Source organism: Novosphingobium sp. (assembly GCF_036820275.1).
Lineage (GTDB): Bacteria > Pseudomonadota > Alphaproteobacteria > Sphingomonadales > Sphingomonadaceae > Novosphingobium.
The window spans coordinates 224,709-241,474 of sequence record NZ_DAISLT010000003.1 but is presented as its reverse complement, the minus strand read 5'-3'; the positions used below and the strand labels follow the sequence as shown (position 1 = coordinate 241,474).

15 protein-coding genes and 1 tRNA gene are annotated in these 16,766 nt (G+C 64.7%); 8 read left to right on the top strand and 8 right to left on the bottom strand.

What is annotated here, in order from left to right; translation table 11 throughout:
• Positions 1–93: 93 nt before the first annotated feature.
• The gene (locus V7066_RS03885; protein WP_334181921.1) at positions 94–726 is read left to right on the top strand and encodes a class I SAM-dependent methyltransferase; all 633 of its coding nucleotides are present in this window, start codon (positions 94–96) and stop codon (positions 724–726) included.
• A 70-nt stretch (positions 727–796) separates the two neighbouring features.
• Here V7066_RS03885 and V7066_RS03880 read toward each other — a convergent pair whose 3' ends face one another.
• Positions 797–1,609: a hypothetical protein gene (locus V7066_RS03880; protein WP_334181920.1), complete on the bottom strand. Its 813-nt coding sequence runs from the start codon at positions 1,607–1,609 to the stop codon at positions 797–799.
• An 82-nt stretch (positions 1,610–1,691) separates the two neighbouring features.
• Here V7066_RS03880 and lipB point away from each other — a divergent pair, with 82 nt between their 5' ends.
• On the top strand, positions 1,692–2,387 hold the full coding sequence (lipB, locus tag V7066_RS03875; protein WP_334181919.1) for a lipoyl(octanoyl) transferase LipB: 696 nt from the start codon (positions 1,692–1,694) through the stop codon (positions 2,385–2,387).
• Positions 2,384–2,716, top strand: a complete 333-nt coding sequence (locus V7066_RS03870; protein WP_334181918.1) for a hypothetical protein — start codon at positions 2,384–2,386, stop codon at positions 2,714–2,716. The genes lipB and V7066_RS03870 overlap by 4 nt, the downstream gene beginning before the upstream one ends.
• Positions 2,717–2,743: 27 nt before the next feature.
• On the opposite strand, the gene V7066_RS03865 is transcribed toward V7066_RS03870, so the two are convergent.
• Complete coding sequence (locus V7066_RS03865) at positions 2,744–3,910, bottom strand: N-acetyltransferase (protein WP_334181917.1); 1,167 nt, start codon at positions 3,908–3,910, stop codon at positions 2,744–2,746.
• A 147-nt stretch (positions 3,911–4,057) separates the two neighbouring features.
• Here V7066_RS03865 and V7066_RS03860 point away from each other — a divergent pair, with 147 nt between their 5' ends.
• Positions 4,058–5,164: a fatty acid desaturase family protein gene (locus tag V7066_RS03860; protein ID WP_334181916.1), complete on the top strand. Its 1,107-nt coding sequence runs from the start codon at positions 4,058–4,060 to the stop codon at positions 5,162–5,164.
• A gap of 61 nt (positions 5,165–5,225) precedes the next feature.
• Here the strand turns inward: V7066_RS03860 and lptG are convergent, their stop codons facing one another.
• The 5 genes from lptG to V7066_RS03835 form a co-directional block, all read right to left on the bottom strand.
• Entirely contained in the window at positions 5,226–6,323 is a 1,098-nt protein-coding gene (lptG, locus tag V7066_RS03855; RefSeq protein WP_334181915.1) for an LPS export ABC transporter permease LptG, read from the bottom strand.
• Position 6,324: 1 nt separating this feature from the next.
• Positions 6,325–7,551, bottom strand: a complete 1,227-nt coding sequence (lptF, locus tag V7066_RS03850) for an LPS export ABC transporter permease LptF (protein WP_334181914.1) — start codon at positions 7,549–7,551, stop codon at positions 6,325–6,327.
• A gap of 553 nt (positions 7,552–8,104) precedes the next feature.
• Positions 8,105–8,551: an ATP-dependent Clp protease adapter ClpS gene (gene clpS, locus V7066_RS03845; protein ID WP_442947300.1), complete on the bottom strand. Its 447-nt coding sequence runs from the start codon at positions 8,549–8,551 to the stop codon at positions 8,105–8,107.
• Positions 8,552–8,695: 144 nt separating this feature from the next.
• Positions 8,696–9,919 (bottom strand): phasin family protein, encoded by a 1,224-nt coding sequence (locus tag V7066_RS03840; protein ID WP_334181913.1) that lies wholly within the window; start codon positions 9,917–9,919, stop codon positions 8,696–8,698.
• Positions 9,920–10,261: 342 nt separating this feature from the next.
• On the bottom strand, positions 10,262–12,139 hold the full coding sequence (locus V7066_RS03835) for a PHA/PHB synthase family protein (protein WP_334181912.1): 1,878 nt from the start codon (positions 12,137–12,139) through the stop codon (positions 10,262–10,264).
• Positions 12,140–12,356: 217 nt separating this feature from the next.
• Between V7066_RS03835 and V7066_RS03830 the strand changes: the two genes are divergently transcribed.
• Both V7066_RS03830 and V7066_RS03825 read left to right on the top strand, forming a co-directional pair.
• Entirely contained in the window at positions 12,357–13,556 is a 1,200-nt protein-coding gene (locus tag V7066_RS03830; protein WP_334181911.1) for an LL-diaminopimelate aminotransferase, read from the top strand.
• Positions 13,557–13,690: 134 nt separating this feature from the next.
• Complete coding sequence (locus V7066_RS03825) at positions 13,691–14,452, top strand: winged helix-turn-helix domain-containing protein (protein ID WP_334181910.1); 762 nt, start codon at positions 13,691–13,693, stop codon at positions 14,450–14,452.
• 6 nt (positions 14,453–14,458) lie between these two features.
• Here V7066_RS03825 and mobA read toward each other — a convergent pair whose 3' ends face one another.
• A complete protein-coding gene (gene mobA / locus V7066_RS03820; RefSeq protein WP_334181909.1) occupies positions 14,459–15,022 on the bottom strand; it encodes a molybdenum cofactor guanylyltransferase in 564 nt (187 codons plus the stop codon).
• Positions 15,023–15,195: 173 nt separating this feature from the next.
• Here mobA and V7066_RS03815 point away from each other — a divergent pair, with 173 nt between their 5' ends.
• Both V7066_RS03815 and V7066_RS03810 read left to right on the top strand, forming a co-directional pair.
• Positions 15,196–16,587 carry an RNB domain-containing ribonuclease gene (locus V7066_RS03815; RefSeq protein ID WP_334181908.1) on the top strand — a complete coding sequence of 464 codons (1,392 nt, stop codon included), beginning with the start codon at positions 15,196–15,198 and terminating at the stop codon, positions 16,585–16,587.
• 73 nt (positions 16,588–16,660) lie between these two features.
• Positions 16,661–16,734, top strand: a tRNA-Cys gene (locus V7066_RS03810).
• Positions 16,735–16,766: the final 32 nt, after the last annotated feature.

The following is a 16,766-nucleotide window of genomic DNA, read 5'->3' as shown; positions in this document are numbered from 1 at the left end:
AACATTGGCCGACGCTCGCTTGCATTGTCGGCCCCGATCTGTCACCGAATCGCCCTTCGCCGGACGACAACAAAAGCGAGAGCTTCCTCCAGCATGACCAGTACCGAGCTTGCCCGAGAGGCGCTGCCCCAGCGGCTCAAGCGGAAGATCAAACACAGCCTTGGACCTTGGGGCGTGTTCATCGAAGGCTTCCTGCGCAATCCCGTGATGGTCGGTTCGATCGTTCCATCCTCGCGCTTCACGATCAATCGCATGCTTGGCCCCGTCGATTGGGCCAATTGCAAGCTCTTCGTCGAGTACGGCCCCGGCGTCGGCACGTTCTGCCGCCCGGTGCTCGACCGTCTCGGTCGCGACGGCCAGCTGATCGTGATCGACACGAACCCGCTGTTCATCGACTATCTGCGCCGCACCATCACCGACAGCCGCTTCATCGCGGTGCTCGGCTCGGCGGCCGACGTCGAGGACATCGTGCGCGCACACGGCCATGAAAAGGCCGACTACGTGCTGTCCGGCCTGCCGTTCTCGACCCTGCCCGACGGCGTCGGCCCGGCCATCGCGTCTGCCACCTACCGCGTCATCCGCAAGGGCGGCGCCTTCCTGGTCTATCAGTTCACGCCCAAGGCGCGCGAATTCATGGCGCGCCACTTCAAGCGGATCGACAACGGCATGGAGCCGATCAACGTCCCGCCCTGCTTCCTGTTCTGGGGCTGGAAGGACGAAGACTGAGCCTGACGGCCCGGTTTCGAACCACTTGATACGAAAAAGGCCGGTGCTCCTCGCACCGGCCTTTTTCGTTTTACTCGAAGGTCTGCGTCACCCGCTCCTCACTCGGCCCGGCGAGCTGGCGGTGCACTTGCGCGATCACCGCGACGAAGTAGAGCGCCATGATCGTCGCCATGATCGATTCGACCACCGCCGCCGTGATCCGGACCGCTTCGCCCGGCGCCAGCAGCGTGACCGGCAGCGTCAGGATATTGCCGAAGATCATCAGCACCACCATGGCCAGACCCAGCAGGGCATAGAACCCGAGCAGGCGCGCGGTATTGCCCTTGGTGAGCGTCCACGATCGGCCGAGCGCCAGTATCGGATTGAGCGTCTTCTCCACAGCGACGACCGGCGCCGTCACAGAGAACCGCACGAACACCGCAATCGCAAAGGCCAGCGCAATCGCGAACCCGATCACCGCGCCCACGCTCCCGCCGACGGCGCCGAGCACTCCGGCGATGACGAGGACCACCGCCCCCAGCCCCATGCCTAGCAGGATCTGCGCCACCAGATAGGGCACCAGCCCCTTCACACCCGCGCGAATCGCCTCGCCCACGGTCGGTCGGCGGTCGCTATCGAGCAGGCAGAGCAGCGAAAGCGTGCCCAGCGCCTGAAGCAGCGCGAGCGGAATCATCACCGGCAGGATCGAGCCGTAATAGGCCTTCACCGCCGCCATGACCTGCTGCTCGTTCATTCCGCTGCCCATCTCCGGCTGCGGGAAGAAGATCGCGAAAGCGAGTTGCGGCAGCAGGAAGAACACGCCCGCCAGCGCCAGGACAACCTCCCGGTTGGCGGAAACCGCTTGGGATGCCTGGGTCCAGGCCCTGTTGCTGTCGAACTTCATAACTGCTCCTGATGCCGCCAGATGAGAGCCGGCCTTTCAAAGTGACTTGATAACCGCAGGGAATGACGCCACGCAACGCGGCATGACTTTTCCGTCCACGCTTCCGGCCACGCTTCCGGGCGATATCGAACTGCGCGTGAGCGCCCAGCCTGTGCCCTATCGCGCCGCGCTTGAGGAAATGACCGAGCGCAACGCGCAGATCGCCGCCGGAGAGGCGCGCGAACTGATCTGGCTGCTCGAACACCCGCCCGTCTACACCGCCGGCACCAGCGCCGACCTCACCGAACTGCTCGACCCGCGCTTCGAAGTCGTCGAGGCCGGGCGCGGCGGGCGCTATACCTATCATGGCCCGGGCCAGCGAGTCGCCTATGTCCTGCTCGACCTCAGGAAGCGCGCCCGCGACGCGCGCGGCTTCGTCCATGGTCTCGAAGGCTGGGTGATCGAGACGCTGAAGGATTTCGGCGTGGAGAGCTTCCGCAGCGAAGGCCGTATCGGCATCTGGACCCAGGACGTGGACGGGCGCGAGGCCAAGATCGGCGCGATCGGCGTGCGCATCCGCAAGTGGGTGACGATGCACGGTTTCGCGGTGAACATCCGCCCGGACCTTGCGCATTTCACCGGCATCGTGCCCTGCGGAATCGAGGAATTCGGCGTCACCAGCCTCTCGCGACTCGGGAAGGAAGTGGAGTTCGCCACCTGGGACGAGGCGCTGATCGCCCGCGCGCCCGCTTTCCTCGCCGCTCTCGACCGCCCCTGCCCTCCGGAGACGCCCGCATGACCTATCCCCGGAACGCCAAGACGCTGGCCCTCCTGCTGGCGGCCTCCACCTGCCTCGCGCTCGGCGCCTGCAAGAAGGAAGAAAGCCCGGCACAGAATGCCGCCGCCGGGGCGAAGATCCTGCCCCGGTCGGTGGGCGACGACATGCTGCCCTACGACACGGTCCGCTCGCAGTCCGCGCCCGCCGCTCCCGAGTCGGGTCCGCACGGTTCGGGCACTTCACCGCGCGCTTCCGCCAGTGAAGCCGCCGCGCCGGAAGACAGTGCCGCCAATGCGGCTGCGGCCGCAGCCGCCGATGTGGAAGCCGCGGCCGCAGGGCCCGATCAGTAAGAAGCGGAGACGATCAGGCGCTCAACCTCAGAGCGCCTTTTCGTAGATCGCGTATTCGCGGTTCACCTTGCTGTCGATGGCGCCCGCGATGGCGACCATGCCCTGGTTGTCATCGAGCACCCAGCCGATCTCGGCACGCTTGGCGCCGAACTTGGCCGTGGCGGCACGGCGAATGTACTCGATCATCATGAAGGCAAGCTGGCTGGCGAGTCGCGAGGACTGAAGCTTCTTGCGCACGCCCATCAGCGGCACCCGCATATCCGCCGGATTCGGCTTTCGCAGCCAGAGCAGCAGCCTGATGAGGCCGAAGATGCCCGGCTTGCCCTTGGGTCCGTTAAAGCGCTTCTGCGCCTGGTTGAGATCCGGCCAGGTCATCATGAAGGCCACGGCCTCGCCCTCGTACTCGGCGATGCGGATGAGTTCGGGATGGACCAGCGGCTTCAGCGCCTTGCCGGTATATTCGATTTCCTTTTCGGTGAAGGGCACGAAGCCCCAGTTGTCCGACCAGGCATCGTTGAGGATTTCGCAGATCAGCGCCGCTTCCTCGTCGAAACGCTTGGGATCGACTTCGCGAATGCGGATCTTGGCGTTCTTCTCGCCCGACGCGACGATGCGCTGGACCAGCGGCGGGAAGTTCTTCGAGACGTCGAGATCGTACGTATAGAGCGTCTTCACCCGCTCGTAGCCCGCGCCCTCGATCCAGGGCTGGTAGGCCGAATCGTGGTGCGCCATCATCACCATGGGCGCGTGATCGTGCCCAAGGACCTGCAGGCCCGGCTCTTCCCAAACCGAAAGGTTCATCGGCGCGAGAACGCGGGTCATGCCTTCCTCGCGCAGCCACTGTTCGGCGGCAGCGATCAGCGCGCAGGCGGTTTCCTCGTCCTCGGCCTCGATCGCGCCCCAGTTGCCGGTGCCGGGCCCCATGCCCTGCTCCGGCGGCTGTTTCAGCGCCAGTTCATCGATATGCGCCGATATGCGCCCGACGACCTCGCCGCCGCGCTTGGCCAGGAAAAGCTGGCCGTGCGCATGGTCCCAGAACGGATTCTTGCCCGGCGTGAACTTGGATATCTCCTCCGAGCGCAAATTCGGCACCCAGTTTTGATCTGTAGCATTGTGCCGATAAGCGTAATCGACAAAGGCGATCCTGTCGGCCTTGCTGGAAACGGGTGTGATGACTAGTTCGGCTTTGGCCACGATCCTGCCTTTGTTCCGCCTTATGGGACTTGCTTGGATCGCGACCTGCGGTCGGTCCCGGCATGTTGTCAAGCGGGACCGCAGGCAGGACCGCCCGCAAAACACGCACCGGGCCGTTTATGCCCGGAGACTTTGGACTAGAATTGTATGATTGCCCAGGAAGCCATCGATCTGTCGCCATCGGCGCCGCGTGAAGCGCCCCTTTCACGCGAGAGCGCGCGCCCGCGCTCGTCGGAGATTCCCGACGACAAGGCGATGCTGCGCGCCGCCGTCGAACTGACCCGCGACATCGCGACCGCGCGCCCAGGAATCTACTGGCCCGACATGCTCGGCTCGGCCGCGGTCGGCTATGCCGCGCTGGCAGGGGCGATCCTGGTCGACAACACCTGGGCGGCGGTGGCTCTCGGCCTCGTCTCGGCCCTGGCGCTCTACCGCGCGCTGCTGTTCATCCACGAGCTGACCCACATCCACCGCGACGCCCTGCCCGGCTTCCGCTTCGCATGGAACCTGCTGGTCGGCATTCCGATGCTGATCCCCTCGCTGATGTATGAGGGCGTCCACACGATCCACCACACCCGCACCCGCTACGGCACCGTGGAGGACCCGGAATACCTGCCGCTGGCGCTGATGAAGCCGTGGAGCCTGCCGGTCTTCGCGCTCACCGCGATCCTGCTGCCGGTGGCCCTGCTGATCCGCTCGGCCGTGCTGGTGCCGCTGGGCGCAGTAATCCCGCCGCTGCGCAAGCTCGTGTGGGAACGCGCCTCGGCCCTCGCCATCAACCCGCAGTTCGCCCGCCGCCCGCCCGAAGGCAAGTTCGCGCGCATGGTGTTCTGGCAGGAGCTGGGCTGCTCGGTCTGGGCGATCGCCGTGCTCGCCGCCAGCTATGCCTATGGCTGGCGCTCGCTGCTGATCGCGCTCTGCGTGGTCTCGCTGACGGCGTTCCTCAACCAGGTCCGCACCCTGGTCGCCCACCTCTGGGAGAACGACGGCGACGCCATGACGGTGACCGCGCAGTACCTCGATTCGGTCAACGTGCCGCCGCCGGCGAAGTTCTCGGAACTCTGGGCGCCGGTCGGCCTGCGCTATCACGCGCTGCACCACCTGCTGCCCTCGATGCCGTACCACTCGCTGGCCGAGGCCCACCGCCGCCTCGCCGCGCAGTTCGGCTCGGGATCGACCTATTCGAAGGCAAACTATCCGGGGCTGATGCCGCTGCTCTCCCGCCTCGCGAAGAGCACGATGGGCGCCCGCTGAAGAACCAAACAGCCCGAAACGAAAAAGCCCCGCCGAAACGCGGGGCTTTTTCTATGGGGTCTTATTCCTCGGTTCTTATCAGCACCGTCTCGCCGATCAGCGCGAAGAGCACGAAAGGCGCCCAGGCCGCGATCAGCGGCGGATAACCGCCGAAATTGCCCATCGCCAGAGCCGCATTGTCGAGCACGAAATAGGCGAAACCCAGTGCCATGCCGATCACCGCGCGGATCAGCAGCTGGCCCGAGCGCGCCAGACCGAATGCCGCGACGGCGCCCAGCAGCGGCATCAGCACCGAAGAGAACGGACCGGAGAGCTTGTGCCACCAGGCCGCTTCCAGTTCGCTGGTACGGCGCCCGGCCACTTTCATCGCCTCGATCGAGGAGGAAAGCTGGAACAGGTCCTCGGAATCGGCATCGACCTTGGAGAGCGTGATCTTCTCCGGCGTGATCCCGGGGGCAAGGACCGTGGGGCCGAGCTTGGTCGCGGTGGTCGTCGCCACCACGAAACGGTTCGGGTTCTCGAAACGCCAGCCGGGATTGGCGAAAGCCGCACGGTCGCTGCGATACTGCTCGACGATGATGCCAGCGTCATCGCGGCGATAGAAAGTCACCCCGTGCAGGACCATGCCGGTGCCTTGGCCTTCGAGGCTCGATGCCATCAGCAGATCCCGGCCGTCGGCCAGATAGAGGTTCGCCTTGACGCCGGGGTCCTTGGGAATCGGCCCGTAGTTCACCGACTGCCAGGCATTGAGCGTCGCGGTGGAACGGGTGACGACGCGCTCGTTGAAGGCCAGGCTTCCGGTCGAGATCACCAGCGCCGTCAGGATCAGCGGCGCCAGCACCTGATGCGCCGAAAGCCCCGCCGCCTTCATCGAGATGACCTCGCTGTTCTGGTTCAGCGTGGCGAGCGTGATGATCGTAGCCAGCAGCACCGAATAGGGCAGGAAGCGGGCGATCAGCTGCGGAACGCGCAGCGACACGTAGTAGAGCAGCTGCTCCTGCCCGTTGCCGGGATAGGCGAGGATATCGCCGCTCTCGCCCAGCAGGTCGAGCATCTGGAGCACCAGCACCAGCATGAACAGCACCGCCAGGATGCGTGTCACGAAGAGGCGCGCCAGATACCAGGTCAGCGTGCGCGAAGGGAAGAATTCCATCTGCATCTCAGGAAGCGTCCGCAGGTTCGGGCAGGATCGGGCCGCGCTTGGAGCGCTTCAGCAAGGACTTGAACCGCTTGACGACGATCTCGGCACCCTTTTCGAGCCAGCCGATCGCCTGTCCGCCCGGAACATAGGCAACGCGCCAGTACATCCACAGGATCAGCGCGGCGAAGAGGAAGAACGGCCCCCATAGGCCGAGGATCGGGTTCATCTTGCCGAGCGAGGCGACGTCGGCGGCATACTGGTTCACCTTGTGATAGGCGACGACCATGACGATCGAGACGAACAGGCCCAGCGCCGACGTCGAGCGCTTGGGGGGAATGGCGAGCGCCACCGCCAGCAGCGGCAGCAGCAGCATCATGATCACTTCGACCATGCGGTAATTGAAGTTCGCCTGGCTGGAAATCCGCTCTTCCTTGGGAAGATCCTTGTCCCAGCCGAGATGAGCGAGTTCAGGCAGCAGGTATTCGCGGTCGGAACCGCCGCGCTTGCGGAACTTCTCGATCTGCGGCAGCTCGATCGGTAGGTCATGCCGCGTGAACGACAGCACGCGCGGCTCCTTGCCGGGAATGTCCTGGATAATCTGCCCCTGGTCGAGACGCAGGATGATCGTGTCCGGCGCGCCCTTCAGCGCCAGGAACTGCCCCTGCCGCGCGGAGATGGCAAGGACTTGCCCCTTCTTGTCGACGACGCGGGCGAAGATGCCGATCAGGCGGCGGCCGTTGTCCCGGCTTTCGTCCACACGCAGCGCAATCCGGTCCTTCAGCGAGTTGAACTCACCGACCTTGATCGAAGCGCCGAGCGCACCCGACTTGAGCTCGTAATTGAGCTCCTCATAGTAGTAGCGGGACAGCGGCTGGAGGTAACCGACGATCGCGAAATTCAGCGCAGCGAGCAGGAGCGCCAGAATATAGGGCACGCGCAGCAGCCGGGTATAGCTCAGCCCCACCGCGCGCATCACGTCGAGTTCGCTGGAGGTCGCCAACTTGCGGAAGGCGAGCAGGATGCCCAGCATCAGGCCCAGCGGAATCGCCAGACTGGCATATTCCGGCAAGAGATTCGCCAGCATCTTGAAGACGACGCCGATCGGCCCGCCCTCGGTTGCCACGAAGTCGAACAGCCGCAGCATCTTGTCGAGCACGAGCAGGGACGCCGCGAGCAGGAAGATGCCGAGCATCGGCACCAGCACGAGGCGAAAGATATAGCGATCGATGGCGCTGAGAAATTTCACGCTGAAAGTTTCACCGGAGGTGTCGTTATAAAACCGTGCACCCCAAGCCCTTAACGGCTTGGCGCCTAGGGGCAAAGCGAATTGTCTCGCGGCGTTCCGACTTCCAGCTCCTCGTCCCCGGCAAATCGACAGGCCGGAGCAAGGCAGCGCCGAAACGTAACCCATCGGATAGGGCGGAGCGAACGCTGACTTCCGCTGTTTCCCGCCATGTCACAGTTACATGCCCTCTCCGGCGATTGCTTTTCGGGCGCCGGGAGGCGGTGCTCGTTCTGGGACAATGGGGACGCGCGATCGGCGCGGACTGCTGGCAGCAACGCGAGGAACGAGCCACCCGCCTGCTCGACAACGGCATCAGCGGGGGCATCTGCGGTCGCGCGGTGGTGACGCTGCTACCGGCCGAACCCGTGAGCAACGGCCCATTCGGTCGCCGCAGCGCTCCTGTCGGCCCTGTTCAAGCTTGTCGCTCAGGCTTTCCGGTGGCGGCCAGCAATGGGGATGGGAAGTCCCTATTCCTGCCGATTAGCGGGAAACAGGTCGTCAAGACCTGAGTGGTTCAGGCCTTTTCCAGCGTGCACTGGAGCGGATGCTGGTTCTGCCGGGCGAAGTCCATCACCTGGTTCACCTTGGTTTCCGCGATCTCGTAAGGGAATATCCCGCAGACGCCCACGCCCTTCTGGTGGACATGAAGCATCACGCGCGTCGCCTGCTCCAGGTCCATATGGAAGAAGCGCTTGAGCACCATGACGACGAACTCCATCGGCGTGTAGTCGTCGTTGAGCATCAGGACCTTGAACTGGCTCGGCTTCTTCGGCTTGGCGCGGGTCTTGGTGGCAACACCGAGTTGGTCGTCGCCATCGGTGCCGTGATCCGAATCCCGCTCATCGGAAGCGGTTTCCGCTGCCGAAGCTTCATCGACCGCGCGGACGGACAGGGTGCGCGGCGCCTTGGCGCGCGCAGGCACGGGAATGGACAGTCTGGAATCGGCGGCAAGGGATAGCATGATGACAGAATATCGTATGGAGGCGCCCGGAAACAAGATGCGACGCCGAATTTGCAGGTCAGATCGGTTCCGATAACGACAGAACGGTCGGATGGGAGACCCATCCGACCGTTCGAATATCGAGCGAAAAGTGCTCTACGCGGTTCAGACCGCGACCTGGCGAGCCTTCTCGACGGCGACGCTGACGCGGCCGGAGATCGGCGCGATGGTGTCGCTGAACAGCTTGAGAGCGGCTTCGCTGTTCTTCGAACCGTAAGCCACGGCGCTGTCGAAGTTCTTGCGCAGGATATCGCCCTGGAGCTTGAAGAAGTCGGTCGGCGACTTGGCAGCGGCGAGTTCCTTGATGTCACCCGTGAAGGTTTCGAAGGCGGTGCGGCCTTCGGCCACAAACTCGGAACCGAAGCCCTGGATGCCCTCGGCGAAGATCTTGCCCGATTCGATAACGGCTTCGACGTTGCCCTTGGCGAAATCGCCGGCTTCGCCGAAAGCGACCGAGCTCTTTTCGAACGCAGCCTTGGCCTTGGCCTGGGCTTCGGTCACGGCGTCCTGGAAACCGGCGAAGTTAGCGCTAATGTCCATCGTTTTTTCCTCAAGGATGAAGGGGGTAAACAATCCTGCAAACGTATTGGTCTTGGATTCGGCGGTCTTCGCCGCCTTGGTTGCTGCTGCGGGAGGCACCGGCGCCGAAGCGGGTTTGTCCTTGGCAACAGCGATGGCCGGCTTTGCGGCGACCGGAGTCTCCGCAGCCGGGGCCTTTGCGACCGGGGGCTTCACGGCGGCTGCCTTCACGGGCTTGGCCGGAATTTTCTTTGCCTTGACCACCGGCGCCGGCTTCGGTGCAGCAGCGACGGGCGCCTTGACTTCCGGGGCCTTCGCGGCCGGAGCCTGGGCAGGGGCCGCTTTTGCGGGAGGCGTCTTCGCGACCGGCTTCGCCGGAGCGGGTTTGGCGGCAACGGGTTGGGGAAGTCCGGGAAGCGGCTTCGAGGAACCCGAAGCAGGAACCTGAGCCGATTTGGCTTCGGCCGGCTTCACGCTCTCGTCTTTGGGGCTGGCATCCTTGGAGGCGGACAGCGGCTGGGGAGAAGGCGATTTGGGCGGTGTAATCGGAGTCTTCGCTGCGGCGGCTTCATAAGCCTTCTCAGCGAGTGCGTCGTCTTTCTTCTCTTCCTGGCCGGCCATGTGACACTTCCTGCTTTTCTGCTGGCAATCTCGTCTCGGGCGGATCGCGCACCGGGCAGCTGGAAGGGCGGATAGACATCCGCATTCAGACCAACCTCTCCCGACGGCGATTCGGAAAATCTCTTTGCTGCGATGCACAATATGGTTTTGCCGAAGCGAAGTCAATCGAGTTATGTTGCAGTGCAGCATGCGGCAAAAACGCCATCGATCACGGTAAATACGAGGCTGGAAGCCAGGCTTTTCACGAAAGGCGCATCCAACCTGGAAGTGCTGTAGCGACTACAGAACTTGCTGAAAATACGGTGAAATATGGAGTTTTCGAGTATTTGTTGCAGCCATTGCCGATGCCTGCGGAGCTTATGCAGGCACCCCGCGAGCGAGCCGACGCAAACGGATTACCTCCGGATTGCAGAAAAGAAACCGCCGATCCGGAGATGATTTCCGCAAGCGCTCCGCCGCATTGCACGCTCGGCTCGTCGCTGTGATTAAGGCGCGGTTCAACGCTTCATTTCGGCGCGCCTTTTCACCCCCTCAGCGCAAGGTCACGTAGCGACCCGGTGCATCCTCGATCACCTTGTCACCGCGCCCCCCCGGACGACGCTTGCCGCGCGCCGCGACTTCGCCGTCGTCGAGATCGCGAAGCCATTCGGCCCAGTGCGGCCACCAGCTTCCCGGATGTTCCTGCGCGCCTTCCACGAAATCTTCCAGCCTATCCGGCCGGGCATCGTTGACCCAGTACTGGTACTTGTTCGAGCTGGGCGGATTGACCACGCCCGCGATATGGCCGGAGCCCGCCAGCACGAAGGTCCACGGCCCCGCGAGATAGTGCGTCAGTTTCCACACGCTCTCGGGCGGCGCGATGTGGTCCTCCCGGCCGGACTGGACATAGACCGGCGTTGCGATGCGGTGGAGGTCGATCGGCACCCCGCAGGCCTGCATCGAGTCTGCCACGACCAGCCGGTTGTCCCGATAGAGATCGCGCAAGTAGTCGCGGTGCCAGCGGGCGGGCAGATTGGTGACGTCGCCGTTCCAGTGCAGCAGGTCGAAGGCGGGGTAATCCTCGCCCTTGAGGTAGTTCTTCTCGACATAGCTCCAGATCAGATCGTTGCCGCGCAGGACGTTGAACGTCGCCGCAAGGTAGCGTCCATCGAGATAGCCCTCCGGAGACAGCTTCCCGAGCGTCTCGATCTGCGCGTCGTCCACGAAGTTCTTGAGGTCGCCGGCATCCTCGAAATCGACTTGCGCGGTGAAAAAGGTGGCGCTCGCCACCTTGTCCGCCTCTCCCTTGCGGGCAAGCACCGCCAGGGTTGCGGCCAGGGTCGTCCCGGCGACGCAATAGCCGATCGTGTGGACCGCAGGCACGCCCAGCCTGTCGCGCACGACGTCGATCGCCTCGATCTGCGCGGCGATGTAATCGTCCCACACGATGTCCGCCAGCGAGGCGTCGGCCGACTTCCACGAGACCATGAACACGGTGATCCCCTGCTCCACCGCCCAGCGCACGAAGCTCTTCTTGGCGTTGAGGTCGAGGATGTAGAAGCGGTTGATCCACGGCGGGAAGATCAGCAACGGCGTCTTGAGCACCTTGTCGGTGGTCGGCGTGTACTGGATCAGCTGGTAGAGCGGCGTCTCGAACACGACCTTGCCCGGCGTCACCGCGATGTTCTCGCCCAGCACGAAAGCGCCGGGACGGGTGTGGGTGAGCTGGCCCTTGCGCAAGTCGTCGAGCATGTTCTCGAACCCGCGCACCAGGCTTTCGCCCTTGGTGCGGCTCGCCGCCTCCAGCGCGACCGGGTTGGTCAGCGGGAAGTTGGCCGGGCTCAGCGCATCGACGATCGCCCGCGTGGCGAAGAGCAGTTGTGCCTTCTTCGCAGGCTCCAGCCCTTCGGTCGCTTCCGCCAGCCCCATGATCTCAGCCGAGAGCAGCAGGTAGACCTGGTGAAGGACGGCGAAGAACGGCTGCTTTCGCCACTCGGGATCGGCGAAGCGGCGATCGCGCAGCGGCAGTTCCGGCTCGCCCTCTCGCGCCTTTCCGCCTGCATCCGCGCCGAGGCCGTACTGGGCCAGCACGGCATTGATGAGCATCGACACCCCATTCCACAGTCGCTGCTGCACCTCGGGGCTGGCCAACGGCAATTGCCGCAGGACGCCTTCGCCGGTGGCGATCCACTTGATCGGATCGGCATAATGCGGCGGACTGTCCTTCGCCTTGCCCAGCTGCTCCATCTGGTACTCGGTCCAGATCGTGTGCAGACGGCCGGCGACCTGCGCCCATTGCACCGCGTTTTCGGCGTCGGGCGAGCCTTCAGCGGGAAGCAGCTGGCCGAACAGGCCGGTGATCTGTTGGGTGATCTGTTGAGACTGGCTGCGGACCATTTCAGTGAACAGTTCGGTGGCATCGGTCGCCATAAGCGGTGCAACTCCGGTGCAGATCGGGAGATCCGGGCGAATCTCCTTCCCTGCTGTTCCTATCGACTGCCCGCGCAATCGCCAACCGGACAAAAGTTGCGCAATCCACCGTTTGCGAATCTCACTATTGCGCATCGGCCATTTGCGCTCGGGCTTTATTCCCCTACAGGAACCCGCGCGGCACTTTCGCCGCGTGTTTTATGGATTCTCAGAGGTCATGGAAGACGAGTTCTACCGCATCAAGCGACTGCCGCCCTACGTTATCGCCGAAGTCAACGCGATGCGTCATGCGGCCCGCCAGGCGGGTAGGGACATCATCGACCTCGGCATGGGCAACCCGGACCTGCCGCCGCCCGCCCATGTGATCGACAAGCTCTGCGAAGTCGCCCGCAAGGAAGACGCGCACGGCTATTCGGCCTCCTCGGGCATTCCCGGCATCCGCAAGGCCCAGGCCAACTACTACGGCCGCCGCTTCAACGTCGATCTCGATCCCGAGACCGACGTGGTGATGACGATGGGTTCGAAGGAAGGCCTTGCCAGCCTCGCCACCGCGATCACCGCGCCGGGCGACGTGGTGCTGGCCCCCAACCCGAGCTACCCGATCCACACGTTCGGCTTCATCATCGCCGGGGCGACGATCCGCTCGGTGCCGACCACGCCCGACGAGCGCTATTGGGAGTCGCTGGATCGCGCGATGGCCTTCACGGTGCCGCGCCCGTCGATCCTGATCGTCAACTACCCGTCGAACCCCACGGCAGAGACGGTGGACCTCGCCTTCTACGAGCGCCTCGTCGCCTGGGCGAAGGAGAACAAGGTCTGGATCCTGTCCGACCTCGCCTATTCCGAACTCTACTTCGACGGCAACCCGACCCGCTCGATCCTCGAAGTGCCCGGCGCCAAGGACGTGGCGGTGGAATTCACCTCGATGTCGAAGACTTTCTCGATGGCCGGTTGGCGCGTCGGCTTCGCAGTGGGCAATGCGAAGCTGATCGCGGCGCTCAAGCGCGTGAAGTCCTACCTCGACTACGGCGCCTTCACGCCGATCCAGGCTGCCGCCTGCGCCGCGCTCAACGGCCCGCAGGATATCGTCGAGAAGAACCGCAACCTCTACCAGAAGCGCCGCGACGTGATGGTCGAGGCCTTCGGCCGCGCCGGTTGGGACATTCCCAGCCCCAAGGCCTCGATGTTCGCCTGGGCACCGCTGCCGCCCGCCCTGAAGGAAATGGGCAGCCTCGAATTCTCGAAGCAGCTTCTGACCGAAGCGGAAGTCGCGGTGGCTCCCGGCGTGGGCTACGGTGAGGACGGCGAGGGCTTCGTGCGCATCGCCATGGTCGAGAACGAACAGCGCCTCCGCCAGGCCGCGCGCAACATCAAGCGCTTCCTCGCATCGAAGGGTGTAAACACCCCAGCATCTTGATTTTCAAGGCTTACAGGCGGGCGATTACAGATTTTTCATAGCCCGCCTGTAAGAATTTAGGTGTTGTTCCCATGGGGATTTGTCCCAGTATATAGGCCATGTTTTCATCTTTGGCTGAACAGATTGGGGGGGGAATGACCTATCTGGGAAAGAGTGAGTGCCACGCGCCGCGGTTTCGCTGGCTGGCACCCGATACGATGCCCGAACGACTGGACCTGCAACGCTGCGGCTGGATCCTCGATCCCGAGGGTGTACCGGCCACCAACTGCGTCGGCCTGATCGACGCCGCCGATCTCGACAGCGTCGGCTGGATGCAGGTACTCTCCCAGCTTGTGCCGGAAGCGCGGCGCTGCGTTCTCGTGGCCGGAGTCAGCGAAGCCCACGACCGCACCTCGCTGCTTCAGATCGGCTTCGGCGACGTCGTCAGCGAACGAATCGGCATCGAGGAACTCGGTGCCCGCGCCACCCGTCTGGCGCAATTCAATGAATGGCTGCCTCGCACCCGCCGGGTCGGGCGCCTGACGCTCGATCTGCTGGCGCGCGAGGCTTTCGGAGACAACAAGCCCCTGAACCTCAATCCGCGCGAATTCGCGCTGATCTGGCGCCTGGCCGATTCGATCGACCAGTTCGTCAGCAAGCAGGCGCTGATCTACGACGTCTGGCGGATGGGCTTCGTCCCGGAGACCAACAGCGTGGCCGTGCACATGTCGCGCCTGCGCCGCAAGCTGGCCTTCGTCGGCTTCGCCGGGATCATCGAGACCTCGCCGAGCGGCGGCTATCGCCTGCGCCTGCCCGAGGAAGCGCCCCAACCCGACCGCACGTCCGATCGCGGACTGGCGAGCATGGAGGTCTTGAGCGCGCGACGCGAAGCGAAGGCTACCTCGCTCGCGCACTGAACCTCGTCACCCTGGTTCGCGCGGGTCGTGAACCAGGGGGCGGACCGGAAACCGCGCCTGAAGAGCCGCAAGGTCTTCAGGCGTATTGACGTTGGCCAGCTGCACGGGAATTTCGACCAGTCGCGCGCCGACAAGCTCGGCGAAGCGCTTCATCGAGTGGCGGTCCTCGCTGTGCAGCAGGGCCTCCAGCGTCGCTGCCGCAGCGCTGGGCCAGATGCCGATCACCGGCTGCTGGGCCAGGCAGGCCGGCGCCGGTCCCAGCAGCCTGGGCAGATCCTCGGGCAGAATCACGGCGTCGACCCCGCAGGTCAGCACCATCTCGTAATCCTCGTCACATGCGGCGTGGAGCGCGGCGGCCAATCCGCCGAGCGGGCCCATGCCGGGCCTCGGCCAGTCCGGCAGCGTCGGCGCCGGAGCCGTTTCGCGGCCGACCACCACGACTTTCTCGCACCAGCCGGATAGCGCATCCACGGCGAGCGCGATCAGCGTGTGCCCCTCAAACTCGGCCAATGCCTTGTCCGTGCCGAATCGGCTCGACATACCGCCTACGAGAACCGCGCCCAAAATCATCGATCCCGCCTCATAATTCGCCTTTCCATGGCCCGAACCAGATAACTGACGCCAGTTAGGCGCGTTCCCGCAGCGCCGGGCAAGCCTCTCTTTCGCATTTCCATGCGGCCAGTCCGAAGCGCGCAAGTCGAGCACGCTTGCAATTGCGGGCAAGCTGCCCTCCAATTCGCGCGATGAAGACGCTCGTCGATCCCGGCCGCCTGCTGGACCAGGGCCTTGCCCGCCTCCGCACCCGTTTCACGATACCCGGCGCCTTTCCGCTCGAGGTCCTCGAAGCAGCCGCCAAGGCCGCACAGAAACGCCCCGATGCCCGGTCCCATGCCGACCGCACCGCCCTGCCCTTCATGACGCTGGACCCCGCCAGTTCGACCGACCTCGACCAGGCCTTCGCGATCGAGCCGAGCGGGCCGGACTGGCTGCTCCACTATGCCATCGCGGATGTCGCCTGGTTCGTCGAGGATGACGACGCTCTCGACCGGGAAGCCTGGCGGCGCGGCACGACCACTTATCTGCCGGACGGCAAGGCCAGCCTCTATCCGCCCCTGCTCAGCGAAGGCGGAGCCAGCCTGCTGCCCGATGTCGAGCGCCCCGCCGTCATCCTCACCGTCCGCATCGATCCCGAAGGCCAGCCCCGGCTCGACGGCGTGGAGCGCGGCGTGATCCGCAGCCGCGCCAAGCTCGCCTACGAGACGGTGACGGACGACGACCTGCCCTCCGGCTTCCACGAGATCGCCCGGCGCATCGAACGTGCCGAGGACCGGCGCGGCGCCCAGCGCGTCGATCCGCCCGAACAAGTGGTGGAAAGCAACGGCAATGGCGGCTTTGCCTTGGGCTTCCGGCCGCAATTGCCCTCCGAGCGCTGGAACGCCGCCCTGTCGCTGGCGACCAATCTTGCCGTCGCGCAGGCCATGATCGAGGCCGGGACGGGCCTGTTCCGCGTCATGGCCTCACCCGATGCCCGCGCCGAAGAGCGCCTGCGGACCACGGCACAGGCCTTGCGACTGAACTGGCCTGCCGCCATGCCGCTCGCCCAGTTCCAGCGCCGCCTCGACCCCGGCAAGCCTGCCGAAGCGGCCTTCATGCTCGCGATCCGCCGTTCCGGCTCCGGCGCGAGCTACAAGGTCTACGATCCTGCCGAACTCCCATGGCATGCCGCCGTGGCCGCACCCTATGCCCATGCCACCGCGCCGCTCCGGAGATTGGCGGATCGCTACGTCCTGCGCAGCGTCCTCGCCCTGGCAAAGGGCGAAGCGGTTCCGCAGCCGGTTCTCGCCGCGCTTCCCCAACTCCCGCCGGTCATGGCCCGTGCCGCCTCGCGCGATGCCCAGATCGACCGCTCGGTGATCGACCTCGCCGAAGCGACGATGCTCCATGGCCGCGAAGGCAGCACGTTCCCCGCCGTGGTGACCGACGTGCGGGAGAGCAAGGTGCAAGTGCAGCTCAAGGACCTGCCGATCATCGCCACCACCACCGCGCCCGGCGCCTTTCCCGGTGCGGCGCTGACTCTCCGCCTCGTCCGCGCCGATCCCATGGAAGGCACCTTGTCTTTCGAGCCCACCGATTAATTTCACGGCTTTTGGAAAATGGGCGTTGCGCAAGCCGCGATCCGTTGTTAGGGGCGCGTCTCTCCACACGGATGGCCCGATGGCGGAGTGGTGACGCAGAGGACTGCAAATCCTTGCACGCCGGTTCGATTCCGGCTCGGGCCTCCACTTTCCTTACATTACAGCGATTTACAGGCAGC